The organism is Streptomyces sp. NPDC050546 (assembly GCF_044457425.1).
Taxonomy (GTDB): Bacteria; Actinomycetota; Actinomycetes; order Streptomycetales; family Streptomycetaceae; genus Streptomyces.
Window position 1 is genome coordinate 79,257 of record NZ_JBITGX010000006.1, and the last position, 23,277, is coordinate 102,533.

Sequence of the window (23,277 nt, forward strand, 5' to 3'; positions counted from 1 at the left end):
CAGCACCGTGATTGTCCGTTCGTTCAAGGAGATCGAAGGTACCGACCGGCATGTGAAGTCGGCGTCCGGTACGTGGGAGAGCAAGCGCATCGTCCTCGCCAAGGAGAAGGTGGGCTTCTCCCTGCATGAGACGGTCCTGTACGCGGGTACGGAGACGTCGATGTGGTATGCGAACCACATCGAGGCCGTTGTCTGCGTGGAGGGCGAGGCCGAGCTGACCGACCACGAGACCGGGAAGTCGTACACGATCACGCCCGGCACCATGTACCTCCTGGACGGGCACGAGAAGCACACGCTGCGGATCAAGCAGGACTTCCGCTGCCTCTGCGTCTTCAACCCGCCTGTCACCGGACGGGAGGACCACGACGAGAACGGCGTATACCCGCTGCTCACCGAGGAGGTGTGACGTTTCATGACCGCCACCTACGACACCACCACCGGTATGCCGGACCTCTACCCGAGTCGTGGCGCCGCCGAGGTGCTGACGCCGCGCCAGGACCCGGTCGTCTGGGGCGCGCCCGACGCCCCGGGCCCGGTGGCGCCGGCCGACCTGCTGTCGTTCGAGCGTGACGGCTTCCTCGCCATCGACGAGCTGATCACCGAGGACGAGGTCGCGGTCTACCGGAACGAGCTGAACCGGCTGGTGCACGACCCGGACATGCGGGCCGACGAGCGTTCGATCGTCGAGCCGCAGTCCAAGGAGATCCGCACGGTCTTCGAGGTGCACAAGATCAGTGAGGTGTTCGCCAGGCTGGTGCGCGACGAGCGGGTTGTCGGCCGGGCGCGGCAGATCCTCGGCTCGGACGTCTACGTCCACCAGTCGCGGATCAACGTCAAGCCGGGCTTCGGGGCCAGTGGCTTCTACTGGCACTCGGACTTCGAGACGTGGCACGCCGAGGACGGTCTGCCGCGGATGCGCACGGTGTCGGTCTCGATCGCGCTGACCGAGAACTACGACACCAACGGCGGGCTCATGATCATGCCGGGGTCGCACAAGACGTTCCTCGGGTGCTCGGGTGAGACGCCGAAGGACAACTACAAGAAGTCGCTGCAGATGCAGGACGCTGGCACGCCCTCGGACGAGGCACTGAGCCAGTTCGCCTCGCAGCACGGCATCAAGTTGTTCACGGGCAAGGCCGGTTCGGCGACCTGGTTCGACTGCAACGCCATGCACGGTTCCGGCGACAACATCACGCCGTTCCCGCGCAGCAACGTGTTCATCGTGTTCAACAGCGTGGAGAACACGGCGGTCGAGCCGTTCGCGGCGCCGGTCCGGCGACCCGATTTCATCGGCGCTCGGGATTTCACGCCGGTGCGGTGACGCAGGTGCAGTGACGCCCCTTTGAGCACCGGGCCGGGCCTCCTCGTGTGGGACGGGAGGTCCGGCCCGGTCATGTCCTCAGCCGGACAGGACGTCCAGCAGCCGGTCGACGTCCGCCGGGGTGTTGTAGAGGTGGAACGCGGCCCGGAGATTGCCGGCCCGGTCGGACACCTCGATGCCCGCCCGGCTCAGCTCGCCCTGCCGGTGGCCGAGCCCCGGCACGGACACGATCGCCGAACCCGGCGCGGACACCGGCGCGTTGCCCAGCCCGTCGAGCCCGGCCCGGAAGCGGTCCGCGAGCGCGAGGTCGTGGGCGTGCACGGCGTCGACGCCGAGTTCCTCGATCAGCGCCAGTGACGCGCGCAGCCCGGCGTAGGTGAAGAGGGCCGGGCTGATGTCGAACCGCCGTGCGGAGAGGGCGAGTTGCTCGACGGGGCCGTAGCAGCTGTCCCAGGGGACCTCGCCCGCGACCCAGCCGGCGAGCAGCGGGGTGAGCCCGCCGAAGTCCTGCGGGGCGACGAAGAACGCGGCCCCGTGCGGCCCCATGAGCCACTTGAAGCCGACGGCGGCGAGGAAGTCGTCCGCGTCACCGTCCATGGGCAGCCAGCCGGCCGACTGCGAGGCGTCGACGTAGGTGCGGGCCCCGTGCGCCCGGGCCGCCTCCCGTACGGCGGGCAGGTCGGCGATCCGGCCGTCGGCGGACTGGGCGATGCTGACCGCGACGAGCGCGGTGCCGGGGCGGACGGACTCGGCGAGCCGTTCCAGCGGGACGGCGCGCACCTTGAGGTCGCCGCGCACATGGAACGGGTTCACCAGGGAGGCGAAGTCGCCCTCCGCCGTGAGGACTTCGGCGCCCGCGGGCAGCGAGGCGGCGATCAGCGCACCGTACTCGGCGACCGAGGCGCCGGTCGCGACGCGCTCGGCCGGCACCCCGGCCAGCCGGGCGAAGGACGCTCGGGCGGCCTCCGCGTCCTCGTACAGGGGACCCAGGGGCGTGCCCTCGGCACGCATCCGCACCGCCTGGTGCAGGGCGGTGACGGTACGGGCGGGCAGGAGCCCGTTGCTCGCGGTGTTGAGGTAGGTGTGCTTCGGGGTGAACTCGGCGCGGACGAGGTTCTCGAAGGTCTCCATGGGACCACTCTGCGTCCCCGGGGAATGCCCCGTCCATTGCCGATATCTGCGCGATGTCACTAAGAAGCGCTTATGGATACGCCCTGACCTGCGATTTTCAGTGCTGGGGCACCGCACAGCCGTCCGGGCCACACGCGTCCGCGCCGTCCGCGCCGTCGGTGGATCCGCCCTCGACGATCTTCAGCGGCGCGCGCTCGCCGAACGCCTGCGTGAGGGCCTGGGCGAAGACCTCGGCGGGCTGGGCGCCGGAGACGCCGTAGGTGCGGTCGAGCACGAAGAAGGGCACACCGTTCGCGCCGAGCTGCGCGGCCTCCCGCTCGTCGGCCCGGACCTCGGCGGCGTACGCCTCCGGGTCGGCGAGCACCGCGCGGGCGGCGTCCGCGTCGAGCCCGGCGGCCACGGCCAGCTCCACGAGCCGCTCGTCCTCGCCGAAGACCGAGCGCTCCTCGGCGAAGTTGGCCCGGTACAGCGCGTCGAGCAGCCGCTCCTGGCGGTCGTGCTCCTTGGCGAAGTGGAGCAGACGGTGCATGTCGAAGGTGCTGCCGTGGTCGCGGCCCCGGGTGCGGTAGTCGAGACCCTCGGCGGCGGCCTGCGCGCCCAGGTTGTCCTCGCCCGCCTCGGCCTGCGCGGCGCTCATCCCGTACTTCTTGGTGAGCATCGTGATCACGGGCTGGATGTCGTCCTTGGCGCGGCCCGGGTCCAGCTCGAAGGAACGGTGCACGACCTCGACCTCGTCGCGGTGCGGGAAGTCCCGCAGCGCCTTCTCGAAGCGGGCCTTGCCCACGTAGCACCAGGGGCAGGCGATGTCGCTCCAGATCTCGACGCGCATGTCTCGGCTCTCTCCAGCTCGTACGGGTACGGAGACTCCCTCCGCCGAGTGCATGAACGTTCAAGCAGGGAGCTTCATTCCCCGGCCGAGGGCGTGCCCGGCAGGGCGTGCCCGGCCGGGGCGCCGGTTCCCCCGCTGGCCTCAGCCGCCGTCCCGCAGGTCCTTCGGCCAGTTCGGGCGGAACTCGATGTGGTCGTACGTCACCACGCAGCCCTCTCCCATCGGGGACTGCGTCATGAAGCCGACCAGGGCCGCGCCCGTCTCCTTCTCCCCGCCCAGGGTGAAGAGGCGGACGAAGGTCCAGTGCTCGCCGTCGCGGGAGGCGTGGAAGCCGAAGGCGCGGCCGGTGCGGCTGACCCGCAGCCAGACGGAACTGCCCTCGACCGTGAAGGAGTTGGCGTCGTCGGAGTGGCCCCGGGTGACCACCGTGCAGACGGTGGGGACGTCCGGGGAGTACTCCAGGCAGAGCTTGGCCCAGGCCCGCTCCCCGACATGCACGTAGAGCACGCCCGCGTCGAAGGCCGCACCGAACCCCACCGTGACCCGGGCGATCAGCTGGAAGTCCCCTTCGGGCGCCCCGAGCAGCCGCGGCGCGTCGGCGGCGGGGTCCAGCCCCTCCCCCGTGGGCGGCACGAACCGATCCTGCCGGGGCCCGGCCCACCCGGAGAGCACACCGTCCTCATACGACCAGTGGCCATCAGGCCCATACGCACGCAGCCCGAAAGGAAGTTCGGAAAGTTCCAGATCCATCCAACCAACTCTTCCAGGTCCACGCCCTGGGGGCGCGGGGAACTGCGCGAACAACCACGACGGACCCGCGCCCGCCCGCTCCCCGCACCCCTACGGCGTGCTACCGCTCCAGACGCCCGTTGAACCGCCGCGGCAGCCCCAACGGGTTCTCGTCCCGCAGTTCCGCGGGCAGCAAAGCAGACGGCGCGTTCTGATACGCCACCGGCCGCAGCCACCGCTCGATCGCCGTACCACCCACCGACGTGGACGTCGAGGTCGTAGCCGGGTAAGGCCCACCGTGATGCTGGGCGGGAGCCACAGCCACACCCGTCGGCCACCCATTGACCAGCACACGCCCGGCCAGCGGCGTCAGCTCCGCCAGGATCTCGGAACCCCGGCCCTCCCCCGCGGCCTCCTCCTCGGAGAGCTGCACCGTCGCCGTGAGGTTCCCCGGCAGACGCGACAGCACCGCCTTCACCTCGGCGTCGTCCTCGTAACGGGCCACCACGGTGACCGGCCCGAAGCACTCCTCCAGGAGCAGGTCGTGCTCGCCCTCCGCGGCCAGCCTGCTCGCCGGGACGGTGAGGAAGCCCGCGCTGACGGTGTGCTCGCCGCCCGAGCCGGGCGTGACCGGGGACTCCACGTCGGACAGCCGCGCGCGCTCGGCGACGCCGGCGACGAAGTTGTCGCGCATGCGGTGGTCGAGCAGGACTCCGGCGTCGGTGTCGCTGACGGCGTCGGTCAGGGACTTCAGCAGGGCGTCACCGGCGGCACCGGCGGGCGCGAGGACCAGGCCCGGCTTCACACAGAACTGGCCGACGCCCAGCGTCATCGACCCGGCGAGGCCCGCGCCGATCGCCTCGGCGCGCTCGGCGGCCGCGGCCTCGGTGACGACGACCGGGTTCAGGGAGCCCAGCTCGCCGTGGAAGGGGATCGGGACGGGGCGGGCGGCCGCCGCGTCGAAGAGGGCCCGGCCCCCGCGCACCGAGCCGGTGAAGCCGGCCGCCGTGACCAGCGGGTGCTTGATCAGCTCGACGCCCGCCTCGAAGCCGTGCACCAGCCCGACGACGCCCTCGGGGATGCCGTGCCGGACGGCGGCACGGCGCAGCACCACGGCGACGTACTCGGACAGGGCCGGGTGGTCCGGGTGGGACTTGACGACGACCGGGCAGCCGGCCGCGAGGGCGCTCGCGGTGTCGCCGCCCGCGACCGAGAAGGCGAAGGGGAAGTTCGACGCCGAGTAGACGGCGACGACGCCCAGCGGCACCTTGTAGCGGCGCAGGTCCGGGATCGGCGGGGTCGCGGTGTCGTCGGGGTGGTTGATGACGACGTCGAGGAAGGCGCCCTCGTCGACTATGTCGGCGAAGGCCCGCAGCTGGTAGCAGGTGCGGGCGAGTTCGCCGGTCAGCCGGACCGGGCCGAGCGCGGACTCGGCGTCGGCGGTCTCGACGAGACCGTCCTTGGCCGCCTGCAGCTCGTCGGCGGCGGTGCGCAGGAAGGCCGAGCGGACGGCGCGGTCGGCGAGTGCGCCCCGCGCCTCGTCCGCGGCCCGGACGGCGGCGTCCACCTCCTGGGCTGTGGCCTCCACCGCAACCTGCTCGCGCTGCTTCCCGGTTCGGGGGTCGACACTCCAGACTGGTGCTGCTGCCACCGCGGGTCCCTCCACATTCGTTGCCGCATGCAATGCCGCAGTATGTACGTCATCACCAGGGATGTTCGATATACTGAACGCTGTCTCTGATGATGAATGCTGTCGGAGACTATAACTCCAGCATCTCGTCGAACGAAGGGGTCACAGGCGATGTCGGCAGGCGAGACAGGCGGCGGTGCGCAGGTCAAGAGCGCGGTGCGGACCGTGGAACTGCTGGAGTACTTCGCGGGCCGGCCCGGAATGCACTCCCTCGCGGCGGTCCAGGAGGCCGTCGGGTATCCCAAGTCCAGCCTGTACATGCTGCTGCGCACCCTGGTCGAGCTGGGCTGGGTGGAGACGGACGCGACGGGCACGCGGTACGGCATCGGCGTCCGGGCCCTGCTGGTCGGCACGTCGTACATCGACGGCGACGAGGTGGTCGCGTCGGCCCGCCCGACGCTGGACCGGCTCTCGGACGACACCACGGAGACGATCCACCTGGCCCGGCTGGACGGCACGAACGTCGTCTACCTCGCCACCCGGCAGTCGCAGCACTATCTGCGCCCCTTCACCCGGGTCGGCCGCCGGCTGCCCGCGCACTCCACGTCCCTCGGCAAGGCGCTGTTGAGCACGTACTCGGACGAGCAGGTCCGCAAGATGCTCCCGGAGACGCTGCCCGCCCTGACCGAGCACACGATCACCGACCGGGAGAAGCTCATCGAGGAGCTGCACCAGGTGCGGGAGCAGGGCTTCGCCGTGGACCGCGAGGAGAACACGCTGGGGCTGCGCTGCTTCGGCGTGGCGATCCCGTACCGCACTCCGGCGCGGGACGCGATCAGCTGCTCGGTGCCGGTGGCCCGGCTGACGCCGGCGCACGAACAGCTGGTGAAGGACGCGCTGTTCGACGCTCGGGACCGGCTGACACTGGCCACCCGTAGGCTCTGAGGCATGAATGTCGAGCTGCGCGAGATCCACGACAGCGATCTGCCGGTCTTCTTCCGGCAGATGAACGACCCCGAAGCGCTGCACATGGCCGCATTCACCCCCAAGGACCCCGCCGACCGGGACGCCTTCGACGCGCACTGGGCCAGGATCCGCTCCTCGTCCGCCGTGGTCCGCACGGTGCTGGCCGACGGTGACGTGATCGGCAGCGCGGCGGTGTACGGGGAGCCGGGCGAGCGGGAGGTGACGTACTGGATCGACCGCGCCTACTGGGGCAAGGGCATCGCGACCGAGGCTCTGCGGGCGCTGGTGACGGAGGTGGACGAGCGTCCCCTCTACGCGCGGGCGGCTTCGGACAACGTGGGGTCGCTGCGCGTCCTGGAGAAGTGCGGGTTCCGTGCCGTGGCGTCGGCCACGGGGTACGCCCAGGCCCGGGGCGCCGAGATCGACGAGACGGTGCTGCTCCTGGAGGGCTGAGAGCCTCCCCGCGGGTCTCCCCCGTCCGGCGGAGACGGATCGTCGCCGTGCAGGACGTGCTGTCCGGCTCCGGCGCGGGAGCCTGATCGCATGACGCAGTCGATCACTCCCCTCGCCGCTCCCCGCCCCGCCGTCCGTTCGAGCCGCCCCCGGCGGATTCTGCGTGCCGTCGCCGTCCTCTCCTGTCTGCCGTACCTCGGGCTCAAGACCGCCTGGATCGCCGGGAGCCACGTCGGTATCCCCGAGGGGAGCCCGCTGCTCGACGACCGGGTCGGGATGGCCGTGATCAACGGTCTCTCCGTGCTGCTGGACAGTGCGGTGATCGTGCTGGCGCTGGTGCTGACCCGGCCGTGGGGGCTGAAGGTGCCCGCCTGGCTGCTGGTGTCGCCCGTCTGGGTCGCCACCGGGCTGCTCGCGCCGATCATGACCGGGTTCCCGGCGCAGCTGGTCGTGAAGGCGTTCGGCGGCGGAGCCGCGCCGGACCAGGGCCATGACCCCTTCCTCCACGCCTGGGTGTTCACCGTGGTGTACACCGGGTTCATCCTCCAAGGGATCGCTCTCGGCGCCCTGTTCGTGCTCTACGCCCGTGACCGCTGGGGGCACCTGTGGCGCGGCCGGGTGTGGGAGCTGCCCGTCGGAGCCGTCGGGCCCGCCCACCGCGCCCTGGCCGTCGCGGCCGCCGTACTCGCCCTGCTGCCGCTCACCGTCCACCTGCTGTGGGCCTGTGGTGTCACCGCCGGGCTCAGCGAGGGCCGGGCGGCGGACCGCACCGCCGACTTCCACGTCCTGGAGGCCGTGTACGTGCTGTTCCTCGTCGCGGCCGTCGCCGGTGGTTTCCTGCTGGCGTTCCGGCGCGGCCGGGCCCTGCCCGTGGCGGTCCCGCTCGGGCTCGCCTGGGTCGGCTCGGGGGCCGTGGCCTGCTGGGGCGGCTGGCTGTCGCTGGCCTCGCTCGGCGGTGTGGAGGACCTCGCCGACCGTCCGACGCCGTTGATGAGCCTCGCCTACGCTGGGCAGATGCTCGTCGGCTTCCTCGTCGCCGCCATCGGCGTCTACTACTTCGCGGAGCGCTCGGCCAGGGCCGTACGGCGGGCGGCGTGAGACAGGCCGCCAGGCTCCTGTTCGGCCGGCGGGCGCGCCTGCGCTGGGTCCATCTGATCCTCGGTGGCGCGCTCGCCATGCCGTACGTGCTGGTCGGCTCGGTGATCATCGGCCCGGCCACCGGCTCCACGGACGTCTTCAGCTCCTTTCCCCTCCAGCTCGCCTCGTTCGGGGTGGGGCTGCCGCTCGCCGCCGTCACGTCCGTGTTCCCGCTGACCCGGCCGCTGGAGGCCGCCGCCGTGCGCTGGCTGTGCGGTGTCGACGCGGACCGGCTCGCCTTCGGTCCGGCCGGGACGCGGGGCGAGAGGGGGAGGACGGCGGCCTGGTTCACGCTCCATCTCGGGTTGGGCGGGATCATCGCGGGGATGTCGCTGGCCGTGCCGCCGTTCGCCGTCGTGCTGATCGTCCTGCCGCTCTTCGCGGGGCTGCGCGGCACCCGGCTCGACCTGCCCGAAGTATTCGACCACGCCTGGGCGTCGGCGCTCGCTCCGGTCGCGGGCGTGGCGATGCTGGTCGCCCTCGCCGGCTGTGCGGCCGGCGGCGGCGCGCTGCTGGCCCGCTGGGCGCCCGACCTGCTCGGCCCGTCTCCCGAGGGCCGGCTGGCCGCTGCCGAGGCGCGCGCCGCCGACCTCGCCGTACGCAACCGGCTGGCGCGGGAGCTGCACGACTCGGTCGGTCACGCGCTGAGCGCGGTCACCCTCCAGGCGAGCGCGGCCCGCCGGGTTCTCGACTCCGACCCGGAGTTCGTCCGTGAGGCGCTCGCCGCGATCGAGGACACGACGCGGCGTACCGTCGGAGAACTCGACGCCGTGCTGGGCGTGCTGCGCGAGGGCGACGGCCCCGGAACGGCCCCGGCGCCCACCCTCGCCGGCGACCTCGACGGCCTGCTGTCCCGTACCCGGGCGGGCGGGGCCCGGGTGACGGCCACGGTCGGCGCCGACCCGGAAGCGCTGCCTCCGCTGCTGTCCCGCGAGGCCTACCGCATCGTGCAGGAGGGGCTCAGCAACGCCCTCAGGCACGCCGGTCACCGGGTCGCCGTGGACGTGCGGATCGCGGTGGCGGGCGGGGAGCTGGAGATCACCGTGGAGAATCCGCTGACCGGCCCCGCGCCCTCCCGGCCCGGCGGCGGCCACGGGCTGCGCGGCATCGCGGACCGAGCCAGGCTGCTGGGCGGGACGTCGACGGCCGGACCGACCACCGCACAGACCTGGCGGCTGCGCGTACGCCTGCCGATGAGAAAACCTGAATGACGGGCCCGTACGAAGGCCCGCGACGAAAGGAGCCGCATGACCCGCCCGGCACCGGTCCGTGTCGTCCTCGCCGACGACGAGCGCATGGTGCGCACCGCCCTGCGCGCCATCCTCTCCGCCGAGCCGGACCTGGAGGTGGTGGGCGAGGCGGCCACCGGAGCCGAGGCCGTGTCGGTCGTACGGGACCTGCGGCCGGACGTCGTCCTCATGGACGTGCGCATGCCGGAGATCGACGGCATCCGCGCCACCGAGCAGATCCTGGCCACGCTGGACGAGCCGCCCCGGATCGTCGTCGTGACGACGTTCGAGAACGACTCCTACGTGTATGACGCGCTGCGCGCCGGAGCCGCCGGGTTCCTGCTGAAGCGGGCTGACGCCGACGCGCTCGTGCAGGCGGTCCGGCTGGTGGCGCGCAGCGACAGCCTGCTGTTCCCGGCGGCCGTCCGCACCCTCGCGACCGAGCACGCACGCGCCCACCCCGCGCCGCCCGCGTGGGTGGCGAGGCTCACGGGCCGCGAGCGGGAGGTCCTGCGGCACATGGCCGGCGGGCTGACCAACGCGGAGATCGCCCGCCGGATGGAGGTCGGCCCCGCCACGGTGAAGTCCCACGTGGCGGCGGTCCTGGCCAAGACGGGCACCCGGGACCGCACGCAGGCGGTCATCGCGGCGTACGAGGCGGGCTTTCTAAACGGAGAATGAGAAAACGGACGGGCGGGAACGATCCGGCCCTCCTGGCTCGTCCTCATGTTCGGGATGAACAAGACGATCAGGCGCGCATCGGTCTTCGCGCTGCTCCTTGTGTTCGCTCTGCTGGTCAGGGCGACCTGGGTGCAGTTCTACGACGGCCAGGCGCTCGCAGACGACAAGGACAACCGGCGGAACGCCATCGAGACGTACTCGGCGCCGCTCGGGAACATCATCGTGGGCGGCCGGTCGGTCACCGGCTCGGCCAAGACGACGACAGGCGACCTCAGGTACAAGCGCACGTACACGGACGGTGAGCGGTACGCGGCGGTGACGGGCTACGCCTCGCAGGCGTATGCGCCGACCCAGCTCGAGGGCATCTACACCGACCTCCTGAACGGCACGGACAACCGGCTGAAGTCGGTGATGGACACCGTCACCAACCAGCGGGCCGAACCGGGCAACGTGGTCACCACGATCGACCCGGACGTGCAGAAGGCGGGGATCGACGCGCTCGGCGACAAGAAGGGCGGCGCCGTCGCCATCGACCCGAAGACCGGGAAGATCCTGGCGGTCGTGTCGACGCCGTCGTACGACCCCTCGTCACTGACGGACGCCAACACGGCGGGGGTGGCCTGGAAGAAGCTGACGAGCGACCCGGAGAAGCCGCTGACCAACCGGGCGCTGCGGCAGCCGCTGCCGCCCGGCTCGACGTTCAAGCTGGTCGTGGCGGCCGCGGCGCTGGAGGACGGGCTGTACGAGTCGGTGGACGACAGGACCGACAGCCCGGACCCGTACACACTGCCGGGCACCAGCACGAAGTTGTCGAACGAGAACCCGAGCGCGCCCTGCACGGACGCCACGATCCGCACGGCGCTGCAGTACTCATGCAACAACGTCTTCGCGAAGATGGCCGTGCAGCTGGGCCAGGACAAGGTGAAGGCGATGGCGGAGAAGTTCGGCTTCAACGACGACCAGCTGGATGTGCCGGTCCGGGCCTACACGAGCGTGTACCCGTCGGACATGTACCCGTCGCAGACGGCCCTGACGGGCATCGGCCAGTTCGACGTCACCGCGACCCCGTTGCAGATGGCCATGGTGTCGGCGGCCATCGCCAACGGCGGCAAGCTGGTCTCGCCGCACATGGTTTCGCAGATCACCAACAGCGGCGGCGACGTGTTGCAGGACTACGACGACGAGGCGGACTCGAAGGAGATCGTCAGCTCCTCGACCGCCGAGCAGTTGCAGTCGGCGATGCAGACGGTGGTGAACAAGGGCACCGGCTCGAACGCGCGGATCGCGGGCGCGACGGTGGGCGGCAAGACGGGCACCGCCCAGCACGGCGAGAAGAACAGCCAGGTGCCGTACGCCTGGTTCACCTCCTACGGGAAGTCCGACTCGTCGGGCAAGGAGGTCGCCGTGGCGGTCATGGTCGAGCAGTCGAACGCCGCCCGCTCGGAGGTCAGCGGCAACGGCCTGGCGGCTCCGGTCGCCAAGGCGATGATGGAAGCGGCGCTCAAGAACTGAACCCGCGCCTGAACCTCCGACCGCACCTCCGACCGCACCTCCGACTGAACCTTCGCCGTATGAAAGCCGTCTCTACAGACAGATGGGCCGCCCCCTTCCCCCCGGGGGCGGCCCTTCGCCGTTACTTGGCGCCCAGGAGCTGCTCGATCGGGTCGATCGCGAAGTACACGAGGAACAGCGCCGAGGTCCCCCACAGCAGCCAGTGGACCTCCTTGGCCTTGCCGAGCACGGTCTTGATGACGACGTAGGCGAGGAAGCCTGCGCCGATGCCGTTGGTGATGGAGTAGGTGAACGGCATCACGGCGATGGTGAGGAACGCGGGGATGGCGATGTCGTAGCGGTCCCAGTCGATGTGCTTGACCTGGGTCATCATCAGGAAGCCGACGGCGACCAGGGCCGGGGCGGCCGCCTGGAGCGGGACGATGGTGAGCAGCGGGGTCAGGAACAGCGCGAGGCCGAACAGGCCGCCGGTGACGAGGTTGGAGAAGCCGGTGCGCGAGCCCTCGCCGACGCCGGCCGCCGACTCGATGTAGGAGGTCGCCGAGGAGGCGGAGGCCGCGCCGCCCGCGACCGCCGCGGCACCGTCGATGAGCAGCACCCGGCCGAGGTTCGGGACCTTGCCGTCCTCGTCCAGCAGACCGGCCTCGGCGCTGACGCCGACGACGGTGCCCATGGTGTCGAAGAAGTCGGACAGGATCAGGGTGAAGATCAGCAGGACGACGGTGATGACACCGACGCCGGGGGCGCTGAACGCGCCGAACAGGTCGAAGTCGCCGATGAGTCCGAAGTCGGGGGTGTCGACGAGGTTGCCGGGCCAGGACGGTGTGGTCAGGCCCCAGGTCTTGATGTCGGCGAGGGAGTTGATCACCAGTGCGACGGCCGTCATGCCGACGATGCTGATGAGGATGGCGCCCTTGACCTTGCGGGCGAGCAGGCCGATCGTCAGCAGGACGCCGAGACAGAAGACGAGCATCGGCCAGCCGGCGAGGGTGCCGGTGCCGCCCAGCTGAACGGGCACGGTGGTGTTCGCGGCGTCCGGGATGCGGGTGACGAACCCGGCGTCGACGAAGCCGATGAAGGCGATGAACAGGCCGATGCCGACGCTGATCGCCTGCTTGAGCGGCTGGGGTATGGCGTGCATGACGGCCTCGCGCAGACCGGTCACCACCAGCACGCAGATCAGCAGGCCTTCGAGGACGATCAGGCCCATCGCGTCGTCCCAGCTCATCAGCGGGGCGATCTGGAAGGCGACCACGGCGTTCAGGCCGAGTCCGGCGGCGAGCGCGAGGGGCAGATTGCCGCCCACGCCCATGATGATCGTCATGACCGCGGCCACCAGGGCGGTGGCGGTGGTGAGTTGGACGGCGTCCAGCTGGTGCCCGAACTTGTCCTTCGCGCTGCCCAGGATGATGGGATTCAGGACAAGGATGTAGGCCATCGTGAAGAACGTGGCGAAGCCGCCGCGGATCTCACGGCCGAAGGTGGACCCCCGCTCGGAGATCTTGAAGAACCGGTCGACGCTGTTCACCGGTGGTGGTGCGGCGTCGGACCGGTCGGCCACCTTCTGCGATTCGGACATGACGAGTGCTCCTTGATGCCTGGGTGATCGGTGTGCGGGTGCTGGCTGGATTTTCCTCGCGTTGAACCACGTTCAGGTTTTCTTCGTGTTACGGAATCGAAGTCCGGCCCGCCATACGCCGTTCGAAGCTCCGTACGAACCATCCTGACGAACGCTGCTACGCTTCCCGATCTCGTCCGGGCCTCCCCCGGATGATCACATGTCATCTACATGACACGCACAGGCGCCCCCGCCCGGGAGTGCCCGAAGCCGCTGCGAGGAGAGGTCGCCCGTGGGCACAGTCGTCGACGACGCCGCCTCCGTGGAGTTCCACGCCTTCTTCGAGCGCCACTACGCCGAACTGTCCCGCCTGGCCTACCTGTTGACGGGCGAGTCGGACACCGCCGACGACCTGGCGGCGGACGCGTTACTGGCGCTGTGGCACCGCTGGGACCGGGTGCGCGCCGCCGACCATCCGGCGGCGTACGCCCGCGGTGTGGTCGCCAACCTGGCCCGCACCCGCATCCGCAGCGCCGTGCGCGAGCGGCGGCGCATCGCCCTGTTCTGGTCGCAGCGCGAGGAGAACACCGAGAATCCGGACGTCGCGGGCGTGGTCGATGTCCAGGAGGCGTTGCGCAGGCTGCCGTTCCGCAAGCGGGCCTGTGTGGTGCTGCGGCACGCCTTCGACCTGTCGGAGAAGGACACCGCGCTCGCCCTCGGTGTCTCGGTGGGTACGGTGAAGAGCCAGACCTCGAAGGGAATGGCCGAACTCCAGCGGTTGCTGGGCACACAGGGAGTGCCGCAGCGGATGCACGCGACACTGGGCGCGCCCCGTTGCGCGCCCGCCGTGGAGGGCTTGCGCACCGGTGAGGGCGGAGGGAGGGACCGATGACCGTCCGGCGGGACGTGCACGAGGAACTGCGCGCCCGGCTGCACGAGGCGGCCGGGGGGCACGAGCCCGACCGGGAGAACATCCTGGCCCGGGTCGAGCGCGGCATGGCCGGTCCGGCCGCGTCCGCCCACCGGGCGACGCGTCCGCCGGTGTTCGGCTGGATGCGGGTGGCCGGTGCGACCGCCGCCGTGGCGGGCGTGCTGGCGGTGGGCGGTTACGCGGTGGCGTCCGCGGTGAAGGACGAGACCGCCCCGCGGCAGCAGGAGGTGGCGACGTCGCCGACGCCCACACCGTCGCCGGAGGCGACGAGCCGGGCCCCCGTGCCGCCGGTGGATCCCACGCCGACCTCCTCGCCGGAGCGCCGCGAGTCCGCCGCGCCGCCCTCCGGGAAGCCGAGCGCCCCGGTCACCGCGCGGCCGCCCGCCGCCACCGAGGACGGGCCGCTGTGGTCGGACGGCTCGGTCGACCCGCACAGCAACGACTTCTGGGCGCAGAGCAACATCACGATCAAGACCCGCGAGGAACTGACCGCGCTGACCGTGCGGTTGAGCGTCGCACAGACCGGCGGGGTCTCCGACGCGGGCGCCTGGCGGTCGCTGCCCGAGAACGACTTCACCCTCACGGTCGGCGAGCGGGACGGCGCCCTCGTCTACACCTGGACCCTCAAGGAGGGCCGGAAGGTCCCGGCGGGTGAGTGGGTGTTCGCGGGCCAGTTCGACCATGACCGCGGGGGGCGTGACGCGGGCAAGGACCGCTACACGGTGACGGCCGCCGCCGGGTCGGACCGGCTGTCGGTGGACGGCGGCTTCGCGGCCGTGGACAACGAGGGCGACGAGGACGACGCCGGGGGCGACTCGTAGGTCCCGCGTGAAAAAGATCTGAAGACGCGGCAACCCTTTCCTCACCGGTGACGACCACAACGCGCAAAGAGTCACCCCCCATTCGAGGAATCGGTACATGACTGCACCAGCAGAACAGCGCGTCCGCCATCGCCGCCGGGTCACCAAGCGGCGGGCGGTGATCGCCGGACTGTCGGCGTTCGGCATCGCGGGAGCGGCCATCGTCACCACGTCGATGCTCTCCACCGCCAGCGCCGCGTCCTCCTGGCCCGCCGACAAGGGCAGCGAGCCGGTGTCCAAGACCATCCCGGTCTCGGGTGTCCGCGACGGCGGGATGAAGAAGTTCTACGGCAGCGGCGCGCTCGGCGGCGACAGCCAGGACGAGGGCCAGAAGCCTCTCTTCGAGCTGGCGGACGGCGCCACGCTGAAGAACGTCATCATCGGCACCCCGGCCGCGGACGGCGTGCACTGCAAGGGCAGTTGCACGCTGCAGAACGTGTGGTGGCTGGACGTCGGCGAGGACGCGGCCAGCTTCAAGGGCAAGTCCGCCTCGGCGGTGTACAAGGTGATCGGCGGCGGCGCGAAGAACGCCGACGACAAGGTGCTGCAGTTCAACGGCGCCGGCACGCTGAACGTGTCGGGCTTCCAGGTGCAGAACGCCGGCAAGCTGGTCCGTTCCTGCGGCAACTGCGGGACGCAGTACAAGCGCACGGTCGTGCTCAACGACATCGACGTGACGGCGCCGATGAACTCGATCGTCGGCGTGAACGAGAACTACGGCGACACGGCCACGCTGTCGAAGATCCGCGTCCACGGCGACAGCAAGAAGAAGATCAAGACGTGTGTGCGCTTCAAGGGCAACAACACGGGCAAGGAGCCGACCGAGCTGAAGCCGCCGGGCCCGGACGGCAAGACCTGCAAGTTCAAGGCCTCCGACATCAGCTACCAGTGAGGCTCGCCCCCCTGTGACCCCGGCCGGCCCTGATCCCCCCTTGGGCCGACCGGACGCCGGACGTCCGGGCCCCCAGTCGGACCTTCGGCACCCGGCCCTCCGGAGCCCCCCTCCGGTCGGTCGAACGGTACTGGCCGAGCCCCCCTCGGCCAGTCGGCAGGACGCCCCCGCCGGTTCGCACCGGCGGGGGCGTCGGCATGTGCGGACGTGAGGGCCGGCTAGTCCATCGTCGAGCCGATGGTCGTGGAGCCGGTCGTCAGGAACGCCGTGGCGGGGAGGGAACCCTCCGCCTCGCGTGCCGCGTACGCACCGGCCGCGTCCGTCGACCTGAAGGGCGGGGTGGCGACACCGCTGTCCCAGTTGTTGCCGGCGGAGACCGTCGAGGAACCCCGCTTCACGGGGCCGCCCTTGTCCTTGACGGCGAGGTTCTTGCCGAGGCGGGCCTTGCCGGTGGCGAAGTAGAAGCCGTTCCGGGCGTTGGCGTACGCGGTGTTGCGGTTCAGGGCGATGGCGCCGGTGTTGGAGTTCTCGGTGAAGCCGTGCAGCGTGTTGTCCCAGGCCGCGTTGTTGTTGACGACGTGGGCGACGGAGGCTCCTCCGCCGCCGAGTTTGAAGCCGTTGCCGTTGCCCTCGAAGGCCGGGTCGTTCCAGCGGTTCTTGCCGTTGCCGAAGGCCCAGGAGTGCTCGAGGGTGACCGGTGAGGAGAACTGCCAGAGGTCGAGGCCGTCGTCGGAGTTGTTGTACAGCCGGGCGCCGGTGATCCTGTTGCCCGTTCCTGAGCCGAACTTCACGGCGATGCCGTCGGCGTTCTGGCCGTGTCCTGCCGGGTCGTAGTTGCCGTGGCTGTCCAGGTTCTGCACGAGGTTGCCGGTGGTGCCGTCGCCGCGCAGGGTGAAGCCGGAGTCGCCGTTGTCGGCGGTGACCAGGTTCCTGAACACGCCGCCGGCCGAGGAGGTGGCGACGAAGCCCTGGGCCGGGGCGTTGACGAAGGCCAGGTCCTGGACGGTCCAGTAGTCGCCGTAGAGGCCGGCCAGCCAGGAGCCTGCGGGCAGCTTGGAGCCGTCGATGCGCACCTTCTCGTTGCCGTGGGGCCGCAGGGTGATGCGCGCGGAACTCGTGCCGTTCGCCGTGGACTTGAGGGTGGCGGCCGGGTAGTAGGTGCCGCCGCGGACCTGGATGACGGTTCCGGCGGTGGCGTTCTTCACGGCCGCTTCGAGCTGGGCCGCGGTGGAGACGGTGACCGCCGCCGAGGCGGCCTGCGCGCCGCCGCTCGACAGCCCGAGGTAGACGCCGCCCGCCCCCGCGGTCACTGCCACGGCCGCGGCGATGGTGAGCGTGCGGGTCCTGCGGTGGCGTCCGGTGCTGAGCAGCACGGAGCGTTCCTTTCCTGGGGGATGAGGGACGGAAGCGGTTCGGAGGGCCCCGCTCCGATCCGTTTCCGCCCAGCAGTCGCCGCCGCGCCGGGAAAGGGTTGCCGCCGTCAAGTGCACAGGTGTGCCCGGGTGCCGAAACTTTCGAAAACCACCGGCCTCATGCACACCCGTTGACGCACTGCTCCCGTCCGGTGAAACTCCGAAGGCCATTACCCAACAGAATCCCCCACACTCCGACAGGAAGTGTCATGCGCCCCCGCACGCTACTGCTTCCGTTCCTGGCCCTGACCGGCCTCCTCCTGACTCTCCTCACGGCGCCGCCCAGCACCGCAGACCCCGGAGCACCACCCGTGAAGCAATCCAAGTACGCCGGCTATCTCTTCGCCTACTTCACGGGTGAGGGCACCGCCGACGGCGAGCAGATCCGCTACGCCCTGAGCCGGGGCAACGACGCGCTGCACTGGCGTGAGCTGAACGCCGGCAAGCCGGTCCTGACGTCGACGACCGGCGAGAAGGGGCTGCGCGACCCGTTCGTGATCCGCTCCCCGAAGGGCGACAAGTTCTTCCTGATCGCCACCGACCTCAGGATGTACCAGAACTCCAGCGGGAGCTGGGACGACGTCCAGCGGCACGGCAGCAAGTCGATCATGGTCTGGGAGTCCACCGACCTGGTCCACTGGACCGACCAGCGCCTGGTGAAGGTCTCCCCGGACACCGCGGGCAACACCTGGGCCCCGGAAGCCTACTGGGACGACGAGCTCGGTGCGTACGTCGTCTTCTGGGCGTCGAAGCTGTACGCCGAGGACGACCCGGACCACAAGGGCGACACGTACAACAAGATGATGTACGCGACCACGAAGGACTTCCGCACCTTCAGCGAGCCGAAGGTCTGGAACGACCCGGGCTACTCGGTCATCGACTCCACGGTCGTGAAGTACGAGGACGAGTACTACCGCTACACCAAGGACGAGCGGGACCCCACGTCCTCCAGCCCGTGCTCGAAGTTCATCACCGGCGAGAAGTCGACCTCCCTGACCTCGACGAAGTACGACTTCGTGGCGGACTGCATCGGCAAGGGCGCGATGGACCGCGGTGAGGGCCCGACGGTGTTCAAGTCGAACACCGAGAAGAAGTGGTACCTGTTCATCGACGAGTACGGCGGCCGCGGCTATCTGCCGTTCGAGACCACCGACCTCGCCTCGGGCAAGTGGACCCCGTCCGCGAACTACCAGCTCCCGGCGAGCCCCCGGCACGGCACGGTGCTCCCGGTGACGCAGAAGGAGTACGACCGGCTGCTGGCCGCGTACCCGTCGACGTCCACCTCTGTCGTGGACGCCACGGCGAAGCACCAGAAGGGCTACTCCATCGTCACGGACAGCGCCTCGAAGGTCGTGCTGCCGATGAAGCCCAAGGCCGACCTGCGGAGCCTCGCCCCGAAGCTCTGGGTGGGCGAGGGTGCCACGCTGAGCCCCAAGTCCGGTACGCGCCGCGACTTCCGCAAGCCGCAGAAGTACACCGTGACGGCCGCCGACGGGACGAAGCGCACCTGGACGGTCGAGGCGGTCCGCACGCGCAGCCCGCTGCTCCCCGGCCTGAACGCCGACCCCGACGTGCACTATCTCGACGGCAGATACTGGATCTACCCGACGACGGACGGCTTCCAGGGCTGGAGCGGCACCAAGTTCAAGGCGTACTCGTCGAAGGACCTGGTCAACTGGAAGGACCACGGCGTCATCGTCGACCTCGGTCCTGACGTGAGCTGGGCCGACAAGAACGCCTGGGCACCCGCGATCGCCGAGCGGAACGGCAAGTACTACTTCTACTTCTGCGCCGAGCAGCAGATCGGTGTGGCGGTGGCCGACTCCCCCGCCGGCCCCTTCAAGGACGCCCTCGGCAAGCCGCTGGTCGCCAAGGGCGGGGCGTTCAAGGGCCAGATGATCGACCCGTCGGTCTTCACGGACGACGACGGCCAGGCCTACCTGTACTGGGGCAACGGGCACGGGTACGTGGTGCCGCTCAACGACGACATGGTGTCCTTCGACGCGTCGAAGGTGAAGGACATCACCCCGGACAACTTCTGTGAGGGCTCCTTCGTGATCAAGCGGAAGGGCACGTACTACTTCATGTGGTCGGAGGACGACACCCGCAGCGAGAACTACCACGTGGCGTACGCGACGGGCCCGTCCCCGCTCGGCCCGTGGACCAAGCGCGGGACGATCCTGGAGAAGCGGCCGGAGTACGGCATCCTCGGCACCGGTCACCACTCGGTGGTGAACACGCCCGGCACCGACGACTGGTACATGGTCTACCACCGCTTCGCCCTGAACGGCCCGGGCCTGCCGGGCGGCGACGGCATGCACCGGGAGACCACCGTCGACCGCATGGAGTTCGCGGCCGACGGCAGCATCAAGCCGGTGGTGCCGACGCTGGAGGGCATCGAGCCGGTACGGCGGTGAGCCTCACAGGACGTCGTCGAGCCAGCTGACGACCTCGTCCTGCATCGCGTGGGTGAAGACGTGGCCGAGCTCCGGCCACGTCTTCGTCCGTAGCCGCTCCTCCGCGTGGCGCGAGCGCCAGACGGCACGCAACTTGTCGTACGCGACCCGTACGCCCTCGGCGGGGAAGAGCGTGTCGAGCCCGCCGTTCATGAACAGCATCGGCCTGGGGGCGGCGATGCTCGCGACGTCGGGGATGTCGAGATGGCGGGCGAGCCCGGGGTGGAGCATGTGGAACGCCGACTGCCCGCGCAGCGTGTTGTTGCCGGGCACCATCATTTCTTTCAGGCCTGTCATCCAGCAGACGCTCGCGGCGGCGGCGACGTGGTCGCTGAGGGCGGCGGTCTGCCAGGCGCGGTAGGCGCCCATGGAGAAGCCGACGGCCGCGACCCGCCGGTCGTCCACCCGGTCAAGCCCCGCCAGGAAGGCGGCGGCCCGCTGGTCCTCCCGGGCCATGAGCCCGGCGAGCGAGGAGCCCAGGTTGTAGAAGTTGGAGGCCAGCGCCTGCTGCTGCTCGTAGGCGAGGGGCCCGCGGTCGCCCCAGCCGAGGGCGTCCAGGCACAGCACCACATAGCCCCGCCGGGCCAGTTCGTCACCGACGAACCGTCCGCTGAAGTACTTGTCCGCCCACGCCCGGGCGGCGGCGAGACGCGTGTCGTCGTACCAGGGCCGGACGAGCTTCTCCTTCCCGATGTCGAATCTGGACCCGTGGTCGTGCAGGAGGAGCACGGCGGGGAAGGGCCCGTCGCCGTGCGGGGTGAGCAGGGCGCCGCGCACACGCTCGTACCGGGTGAGGGACACGGTCACCAACTCGCGCGAGTAGTCCCGCGTGTGGCCCCGCCCGGTGTACTCCGGCGCGAACGGCACCCGGTCCTGCCGCTCCACGAGGAGGTGCTCCTCGACCGTGGCCCGGGCGGTACGCCGCCAGGCGCGGAAGTCGCGGATCGGGGACCTGCCCCAGGCGAGCGGGAAGGTCAGGGCGTCCTTGAGCGCCGGATGGAAGTCGGGCAGCGGCCCGTCCACGACCGCCGCCTCCGCCCCCGTCACGGCTCCCCCGGCCAGCAGCGCCGAACCCGCTCCGACCACGAACGTCCGCCGTCCGAGCTGCTCATGGGCGTCCATACGGCCTCCCGGCTCCGGCGTGCCGCAGCACGTGCCGCTCGACCGCCGCCGGGGACGTGAGGGCGCGGTAGTCGTAGACGTCGGCGGGGTCCCAGCCGACCTCGCTCCCGAGGCCGAGACCGCTCGCCACGTCGTTCAGCCGGGCGGGCCGGCCGTTGAACCACGAGCCGGTGTCACGGAACCGCACCCCGCCGTAGTCCGCGACGGCGGCGGACGGACCGCCGCCCGGGTAGCGGAAGACGTTGCGCTCGGAGAAGATCGCGGACTCCACACCCACGCCCAGGGCGTAGAGCGGCGCCCGCCCCCGGTGGACGTTGTTGACGACGTGCACCTGCCCGAAGCGGACGCGTGGGGCGCGCTGCACGATGCCCGTGAACAGATTGCGGGCGAAGGTCACTTTGAGATGCCCCCGGTCCCGGTCGCCGCGCCCGTCGCCCGACCCGATGAGGATCGCCTTGTCGTGGTCGTCGAACCGGCTGTCGGAGACGGTGACGAAGTCGGAGCCGTCCTCGATGTCCACCAGCCCGTCGTGCCGCTGGACGCGCTCGCCGTGGAAGCCGAGGGGTGCCTCACGGTCCGGGAAGCGGCCGTCGGTGAAGGTGCAGTGGTCGATCCAGATGTTCTTGCCGGTGATCACGGTCAGCGCGTCGAAGCGGGCGTTCCAGCTGCCGTGCGTGCCGTCGTCCGGGGACCAGCTCGTGAAGTGGTCGACGGGCGCCTCCAGACGGAGGTCGCGCACGATGATGTCGCTGCCGGTGTTGACGGTCAGGAACACCCCGAGCAGCCGGGCGTCGCGCCCCACGCCCACCAGCGTGGTGTTGCCCGGCACGGTGAGCTGGATCTGTGCCTTCTCCTTGTTCGAGCCGGTCTGGCGCAGTCGCCGCTGCTGCCCGCAGTACTCGAAGCGGGTGTCGGACCAGGCGGCGCCGTCCTCGCCGAAGCAGGACATGTACTTGCCGAGGTCGTATCCGGGCGCGTAGTCCTGCTCACCGAGCAGGGAACCGTCGTCGGCCTCGTGCCCGGAGATGGCGCCGACGACCCGGATCACCTTGGGCGCGGTGGGATCGCCGTTGTTGGCCAGGGCCTGCTTCAGCTCGGCCCGGGTGTCCACCGTCCAGGTCCTGCCGCCCGCCCCGCCGTCGGTGCCGGTGCCGGTCGAGGCCCAGCCGACGGGTCCGCGCTCGGTGGCGGAGGCCGCGGGAGCCGGCCAGAGCAGGCACACGCCGAGCAGGAGCGCCGCGGCCCTACGCACAGGGCCGCCAGTCGCCGAGATAGGTCTGCCTGGTGTGCGACGCGGCTTGCGCCCGGGTGAGCTGGGGCCGGTTCTCCGGAACGGACATGACGGCACCGGGCCCGGTGTTGCGGTACTCGGTGAACCGCATCGACTGCCAGGGGTAGCCGCTCGCCATGTTCGTGTAGGGCGCGACGGCGTCGATGCCCGGCCCGAGCCAGGTGTCCCGGACGGTGAGCATCGGGCGGGCGGTGGTGTCGGAGCTGGGCACCCAGGGCCGGGCCAGCTTGAAGTAGGCGTCGGGAGCCTCGCTGCTGACGCGGCTCCTGGTCACCAGGTAGCCGAGCGGATTGGCACCGGCCGTGGAGGGGGCGAAGACGAAGCCGTACGGGGCGGCCGGCAGGTCGGTGCGGTTCAGGGTCCGGAAGTGGCAGTGGTCGAAGACTGCGGTGGCCCGTCCGAAGACGAAGTCGACATCGCCCTCGGCGTAGCAGTGGGCGAAGTACTGGCGGGCGAAGGTGCCCAGTGCCATGGAGTCGGCGTACAGGGTGTCCTGGTGGCCGAGGAACCGGCAGTGGTGGAAGGCGGAGCGGTCGCCCTGGACCTTGAGGGCGACGGCCTGGGTGCCGGTGATGTCGGGGTGGTCGGCGCGCAGCCAGTCGTTGGCGAAGGTGATCCAGCGGGCGGTGAAACCGTCGGCCTGCACCGTGGTGGTGGCGGAGCCGGTGGTGCCGTGGGTGCCGCCGCCGGGCTTCGGGGTCCCGGCCGCGTTGTCGTACACGATCACGACGTCACGGGGTTCCTCGCTCGCCCCGATCCAGGTCATCTCCGTACGGGCGGGGTCGACGGCGACCGTCTGCCGGTAGACACCAGGCGCGATGACCAGGGTGTAGCCGGTCCCGGTCGCGGCGGCCACGGCGTCCCGGACGGTGGTGAAGTCACCGGCGCCGCCCGGGTGGACGTACAGGGTCCTGGGGTCACGGCGGTCGGCCGGTGAGCCGTACCGGCCGAACGGACGCGGACGGGTACCGGCCCGCGCGGGGCCGGCGGCGAGGCCGAGGGCGGCGCCCGAGGCGGCGCTCGCGACGAGGAACCCCCGGCGGGAGAGGGCACGGTGGGGTTGCGAGAGCATGCGGCTGCTCCTTCGCGGTACGGCGAATGCGGGACGGGAATGCGGGATGGGGAAGGACCGGGGCG

The 23,277-nt window shown here is 70.8% G+C and carries 21 protein-coding genes; 12 read left to right on the forward strand and 9 right to left on the reverse strand.

Features of this window, described 5'->3' with window-relative positions:
- Nucleotides 1-7: 7 nt before the first annotated feature.
- Together ACIBK5_RS16425 and thpD are read left to right on the forward strand one after the other, a co-directional pair.
- Entirely contained in the window at nucleotides 8-406 is a 399-nt protein-coding gene (locus ACIBK5_RS16425; RefSeq protein ID WP_184599670.1) for an ectoine synthase, read from the forward strand.
- 6 nt (nucleotides 407-412) lie between these two features.
- Entirely contained in the window at nucleotides 413-1,321 is a 909-nt protein-coding gene (thpD, locus tag ACIBK5_RS16430) for an ectoine hydroxylase (protein ID WP_399020168.1), read from the forward strand.
- A gap of 78 nt (nucleotides 1,322-1,399) precedes the next feature.
- On the opposite strand, the gene ACIBK5_RS16435 is transcribed toward thpD, so the two are convergent.
- The 4 genes from ACIBK5_RS16435 to ACIBK5_RS16450 form a co-directional block, all read right to left on the reverse strand.
- On the reverse strand, nucleotides 1,400-2,452 hold the full coding sequence (locus ACIBK5_RS16435) for an aminotransferase class V-fold PLP-dependent enzyme (protein ID WP_399020170.1): 1,053 nt from the start codon (nucleotides 2,450-2,452) through the stop codon (nucleotides 1,400-1,402).
- Between the two features lie 97 nt (nucleotides 2,453-2,549).
- Nucleotides 2,550-3,281 carry a DsbA family oxidoreductase gene (locus ACIBK5_RS16440; protein ID WP_399020172.1) on the reverse strand — a complete coding sequence of 244 codons (732 nt, stop codon included), beginning with the start codon at nucleotides 3,279-3,281 and terminating at the stop codon, nucleotides 2,550-2,552.
- A 141-nt stretch (nucleotides 3,282-3,422) separates the two neighbouring features.
- Complete coding sequence (locus tag ACIBK5_RS16445; protein ID WP_399020174.1) at nucleotides 3,423-4,031, reverse strand: DUF1349 domain-containing protein; 609 nt, start codon at nucleotides 4,029-4,031, stop codon at nucleotides 3,423-3,425.
- 100 nt (nucleotides 4,032-4,131) lie between these two features.
- Nucleotides 4,132-5,661, reverse strand: coding sequence for an aldehyde dehydrogenase (NADP(+)) (locus ACIBK5_RS16450; RefSeq protein WP_399020176.1), 1,530 nt, complete (start codon nucleotides 5,659-5,661; stop codon nucleotides 4,132-4,134).
- 150 nt (nucleotides 5,662-5,811) lie between these two features.
- Between ACIBK5_RS16450 and ACIBK5_RS16455 the strand changes: the two genes are divergently transcribed.
- From ACIBK5_RS16455 to ACIBK5_RS16480, 6 genes are all read left to right on the forward strand, one after another.
- Nucleotides 5,812-6,585: an IclR family transcriptional regulator gene (locus ACIBK5_RS16455; protein ID WP_189730338.1), complete on the forward strand. Its 774-nt coding sequence runs from the start codon at nucleotides 5,812-5,814 to the stop codon at nucleotides 6,583-6,585.
- Between the two features lie 3 nt (nucleotides 6,586-6,588).
- A complete protein-coding gene (locus ACIBK5_RS16460) occupies nucleotides 6,589-7,059 on the forward strand; it encodes a GNAT family N-acetyltransferase (RefSeq protein ID WP_399020178.1) in 471 nt (156 codons plus the stop codon).
- Nucleotides 7,060-7,149: 90 nt separating this feature from the next.
- Complete coding sequence (locus tag ACIBK5_RS16465; RefSeq protein ID WP_399020180.1) at nucleotides 7,150-8,157, forward strand: hypothetical protein; 1,008 nt, start codon at nucleotides 7,150-7,152, stop codon at nucleotides 8,155-8,157.
- On the forward strand, nucleotides 8,154-9,407 hold the full coding sequence (locus tag ACIBK5_RS16470) for a sensor histidine kinase (RefSeq protein WP_399020182.1): 1,254 nt from the start codon (nucleotides 8,154-8,156) through the stop codon (nucleotides 9,405-9,407). The genes ACIBK5_RS16465 and ACIBK5_RS16470 overlap by 4 nt, the downstream gene beginning before the upstream one ends.
- A 36-nt stretch (nucleotides 9,408-9,443) precedes the next feature.
- Complete coding sequence (locus ACIBK5_RS16475) at nucleotides 9,444-10,106, forward strand: response regulator (RefSeq protein ID WP_399020184.1); 663 nt, start codon at nucleotides 9,444-9,446, stop codon at nucleotides 10,104-10,106.
- Between the two features lie 54 nt (nucleotides 10,107-10,160).
- Entirely contained in the window at nucleotides 10,161-11,618 is a 1,458-nt protein-coding gene (locus ACIBK5_RS16480) for a peptidoglycan D,D-transpeptidase FtsI family protein (RefSeq protein ID WP_399020186.1), read from the forward strand.
- Between the two features lie 121 nt (nucleotides 11,619-11,739).
- On the opposite strand, the gene ACIBK5_RS16485 is transcribed toward ACIBK5_RS16480, so the two are convergent.
- A complete protein-coding gene (locus ACIBK5_RS16485; protein WP_399020187.1) occupies nucleotides 11,740-13,197 on the reverse strand; it encodes an NCS2 family permease in 1,458 nt (485 codons plus the stop codon).
- Nucleotides 13,198-13,468: 271 nt separating this feature from the next.
- On the opposite strand from ACIBK5_RS16485, the gene ACIBK5_RS16490 reads away from it, so the two are divergent.
- The 3 genes from ACIBK5_RS16490 (at nucleotide 13,469) to ACIBK5_RS16500 (ending at nucleotide 15,859) form a co-directional block, all read left to right on the forward strand.
- Nucleotides 13,469-14,068, forward strand: a complete 600-nt coding sequence (locus tag ACIBK5_RS16490) for a SigE family RNA polymerase sigma factor (RefSeq protein ID WP_382499750.1) — start codon at nucleotides 13,469-13,471, stop codon at nucleotides 14,066-14,068.
- Nucleotides 14,065-14,928 (forward strand): hypothetical protein, encoded by an 864-nt coding sequence (locus ACIBK5_RS16495; protein WP_399020190.1) that lies wholly within the window; start codon nucleotides 14,065-14,067, stop codon nucleotides 14,926-14,928. The genes ACIBK5_RS16490 and ACIBK5_RS16495 overlap by 4 nt, the downstream gene beginning before the upstream one ends.
- A 97-nt stretch (nucleotides 14,929-15,025) precedes the next feature.
- The gene (locus tag ACIBK5_RS16500; RefSeq protein ID WP_399020192.1) at nucleotides 15,026-15,859 is read left to right on the forward strand and encodes a pectate lyase; all 834 of its coding nucleotides are present in this window, start codon (nucleotides 15,026-15,028) and stop codon (nucleotides 15,857-15,859) included.
- Between the two features lie 218 nt (nucleotides 15,860-16,077).
- Here ACIBK5_RS16500 and ACIBK5_RS16505 read toward each other — a convergent pair whose 3' ends face one another.
- Nucleotides 16,078-17,232, reverse strand: a complete 1,155-nt coding sequence (locus ACIBK5_RS16505) for a pectate lyase (RefSeq protein ID WP_399020194.1) — start codon at nucleotides 17,230-17,232, stop codon at nucleotides 16,078-16,080.
- Nucleotides 17,233-17,480: 248 nt separating this feature from the next.
- Between ACIBK5_RS16505 and ACIBK5_RS16510 the strand changes: the two genes are divergently transcribed.
- A complete protein-coding gene (locus tag ACIBK5_RS16510) occupies nucleotides 17,481-19,688 on the forward strand; it encodes a family 43 glycosylhydrolase (RefSeq protein WP_399020195.1) in 2,208 nt (735 codons plus the stop codon).
- 3 nt (nucleotides 19,689-19,691) lie between these two features.
- Here ACIBK5_RS16510 and ACIBK5_RS16515 read toward each other — a convergent pair whose 3' ends face one another.
- The 3 genes from ACIBK5_RS16515 to ACIBK5_RS16525 are packed head-to-tail and all read right to left on the reverse strand — an operon-like array spanning nucleotide 19,692 to nucleotide 23,212.
- The gene (locus ACIBK5_RS16515) at nucleotides 19,692-20,849 is read right to left on the reverse strand and encodes a dienelactone hydrolase family protein (RefSeq protein ID WP_399020197.1); all 1,158 of its coding nucleotides are present in this window, start codon (nucleotides 20,847-20,849) and stop codon (nucleotides 19,692-19,694) included.
- A complete protein-coding gene (locus ACIBK5_RS16520; RefSeq protein WP_399020199.1) occupies nucleotides 20,836-22,101 on the reverse strand; it encodes a polysaccharide lyase family 1 protein in 1,266 nt (421 codons plus the stop codon). Before ACIBK5_RS16520 ends, ACIBK5_RS16515 begins: the two co-directional genes overlap by 14 nt.
- Complete coding sequence (locus tag ACIBK5_RS16525; RefSeq protein ID WP_399020201.1) at nucleotides 22,094-23,212, reverse strand: pectinesterase family protein; 1,119 nt, start codon at nucleotides 23,210-23,212, stop codon at nucleotides 22,094-22,096. The genes ACIBK5_RS16520 and ACIBK5_RS16525 overlap by 8 nt, the downstream gene beginning before the upstream one ends.
- Between the last annotated feature and the right edge of the window lie 65 nt (nucleotides 23,213-23,277).

What these genes read in the sequence shown, in the direction of transcription:
- ACIBK5_RS16460 (WP_399020178.1), top strand. Translation starts at nt 6,589, where the DNA reads ATGAATGTCGAGCTGCGCGAGATCCACGACAGCGATCTGCCGGTCTTC.
- thpD (WP_399020168.1), top strand. Translation starts at nt 413, where the DNA reads ATGACCGCCACCTACGACACCACCACCGGTATGCCGGACCTCTACCCG.
- ACIBK5_RS16465 (WP_399020180.1), top strand. Translation starts at nt 7,150, where the DNA reads ATGACGCAGTCGATCACTCCCCTCGCCGCTCCCCGCCCCGCCGTCCGT.
- ACIBK5_RS16475 (WP_399020184.1), top strand. Translation starts at nt 9,444, where the DNA reads ATGACCCGCCCGGCACCGGTCCGTGTCGTCCTCGCCGACGACGAGCGC.
- ACIBK5_RS16510 (WP_399020195.1), top strand. Translation starts at nt 17,481, where the DNA reads ATGCGCCCCCGCACGCTACTGCTTCCGTTCCTGGCCCTGACCGGCCTC.
- ACIBK5_RS16455 (WP_189730338.1), top strand. Translation starts at nt 5,812, where the DNA reads ATGTCGGCAGGCGAGACAGGCGGCGGTGCGCAGGTCAAGAGCGCGGTG.
- ACIBK5_RS16440 (WP_399020172.1), bottom strand. Translation starts at nt 3,281, where the DNA reads ATGCGCGTCGAGATCTGGAGCGACATCGCCTGCCCCTGGTGCTACGTG.
- ACIBK5_RS16495 (WP_399020190.1), top strand. Translation starts at nt 14,065, where the DNA reads ATGACCGTCCGGCGGGACGTGCACGAGGAACTGCGCGCCCGGCTGCAC.
- ACIBK5_RS16435 (WP_399020170.1), bottom strand. Translation starts at nt 2,452, where the DNA reads ATGGAGACCTTCGAGAACCTCGTCCGCGCCGAGTTCACCCCGAAGCAC.
- ACIBK5_RS16525 (WP_399020201.1), bottom strand. Translation starts at nt 23,212, where the DNA reads ATGCTCTCGCAACCCCACCGTGCCCTCTCCCGCCGGGGGTTCCTCGTC.
- ACIBK5_RS16445 (WP_399020174.1), bottom strand. Translation starts at nt 4,031, where the DNA reads ATGGATCTGGAACTTTCCGAACTTCCTTTCGGGCTGCGTGCGTATGGG.
- ACIBK5_RS16485 (WP_399020187.1), bottom strand. Translation starts at nt 13,197, where the DNA reads ATGTCCGAATCGCAGAAGGTGGCCGACCGGTCCGACGCCGCACCACCA.
- ACIBK5_RS16500 (WP_399020192.1), top strand. Translation starts at nt 15,026, where the DNA reads ATGACTGCACCAGCAGAACAGCGCGTCCGCCATCGCCGCCGGGTCACC.
- ACIBK5_RS16515 (WP_399020197.1), bottom strand. Translation starts at nt 20,849, where the DNA reads ATGGACGCCCATGAGCAGCTCGGACGGCGGACGTTCGTGGTCGGAGCG.
- ACIBK5_RS16480 (WP_399020186.1), top strand. Translation starts at nt 10,161, where the DNA reads ATGAACAAGACGATCAGGCGCGCATCGGTCTTCGCGCTGCTCCTTGTG.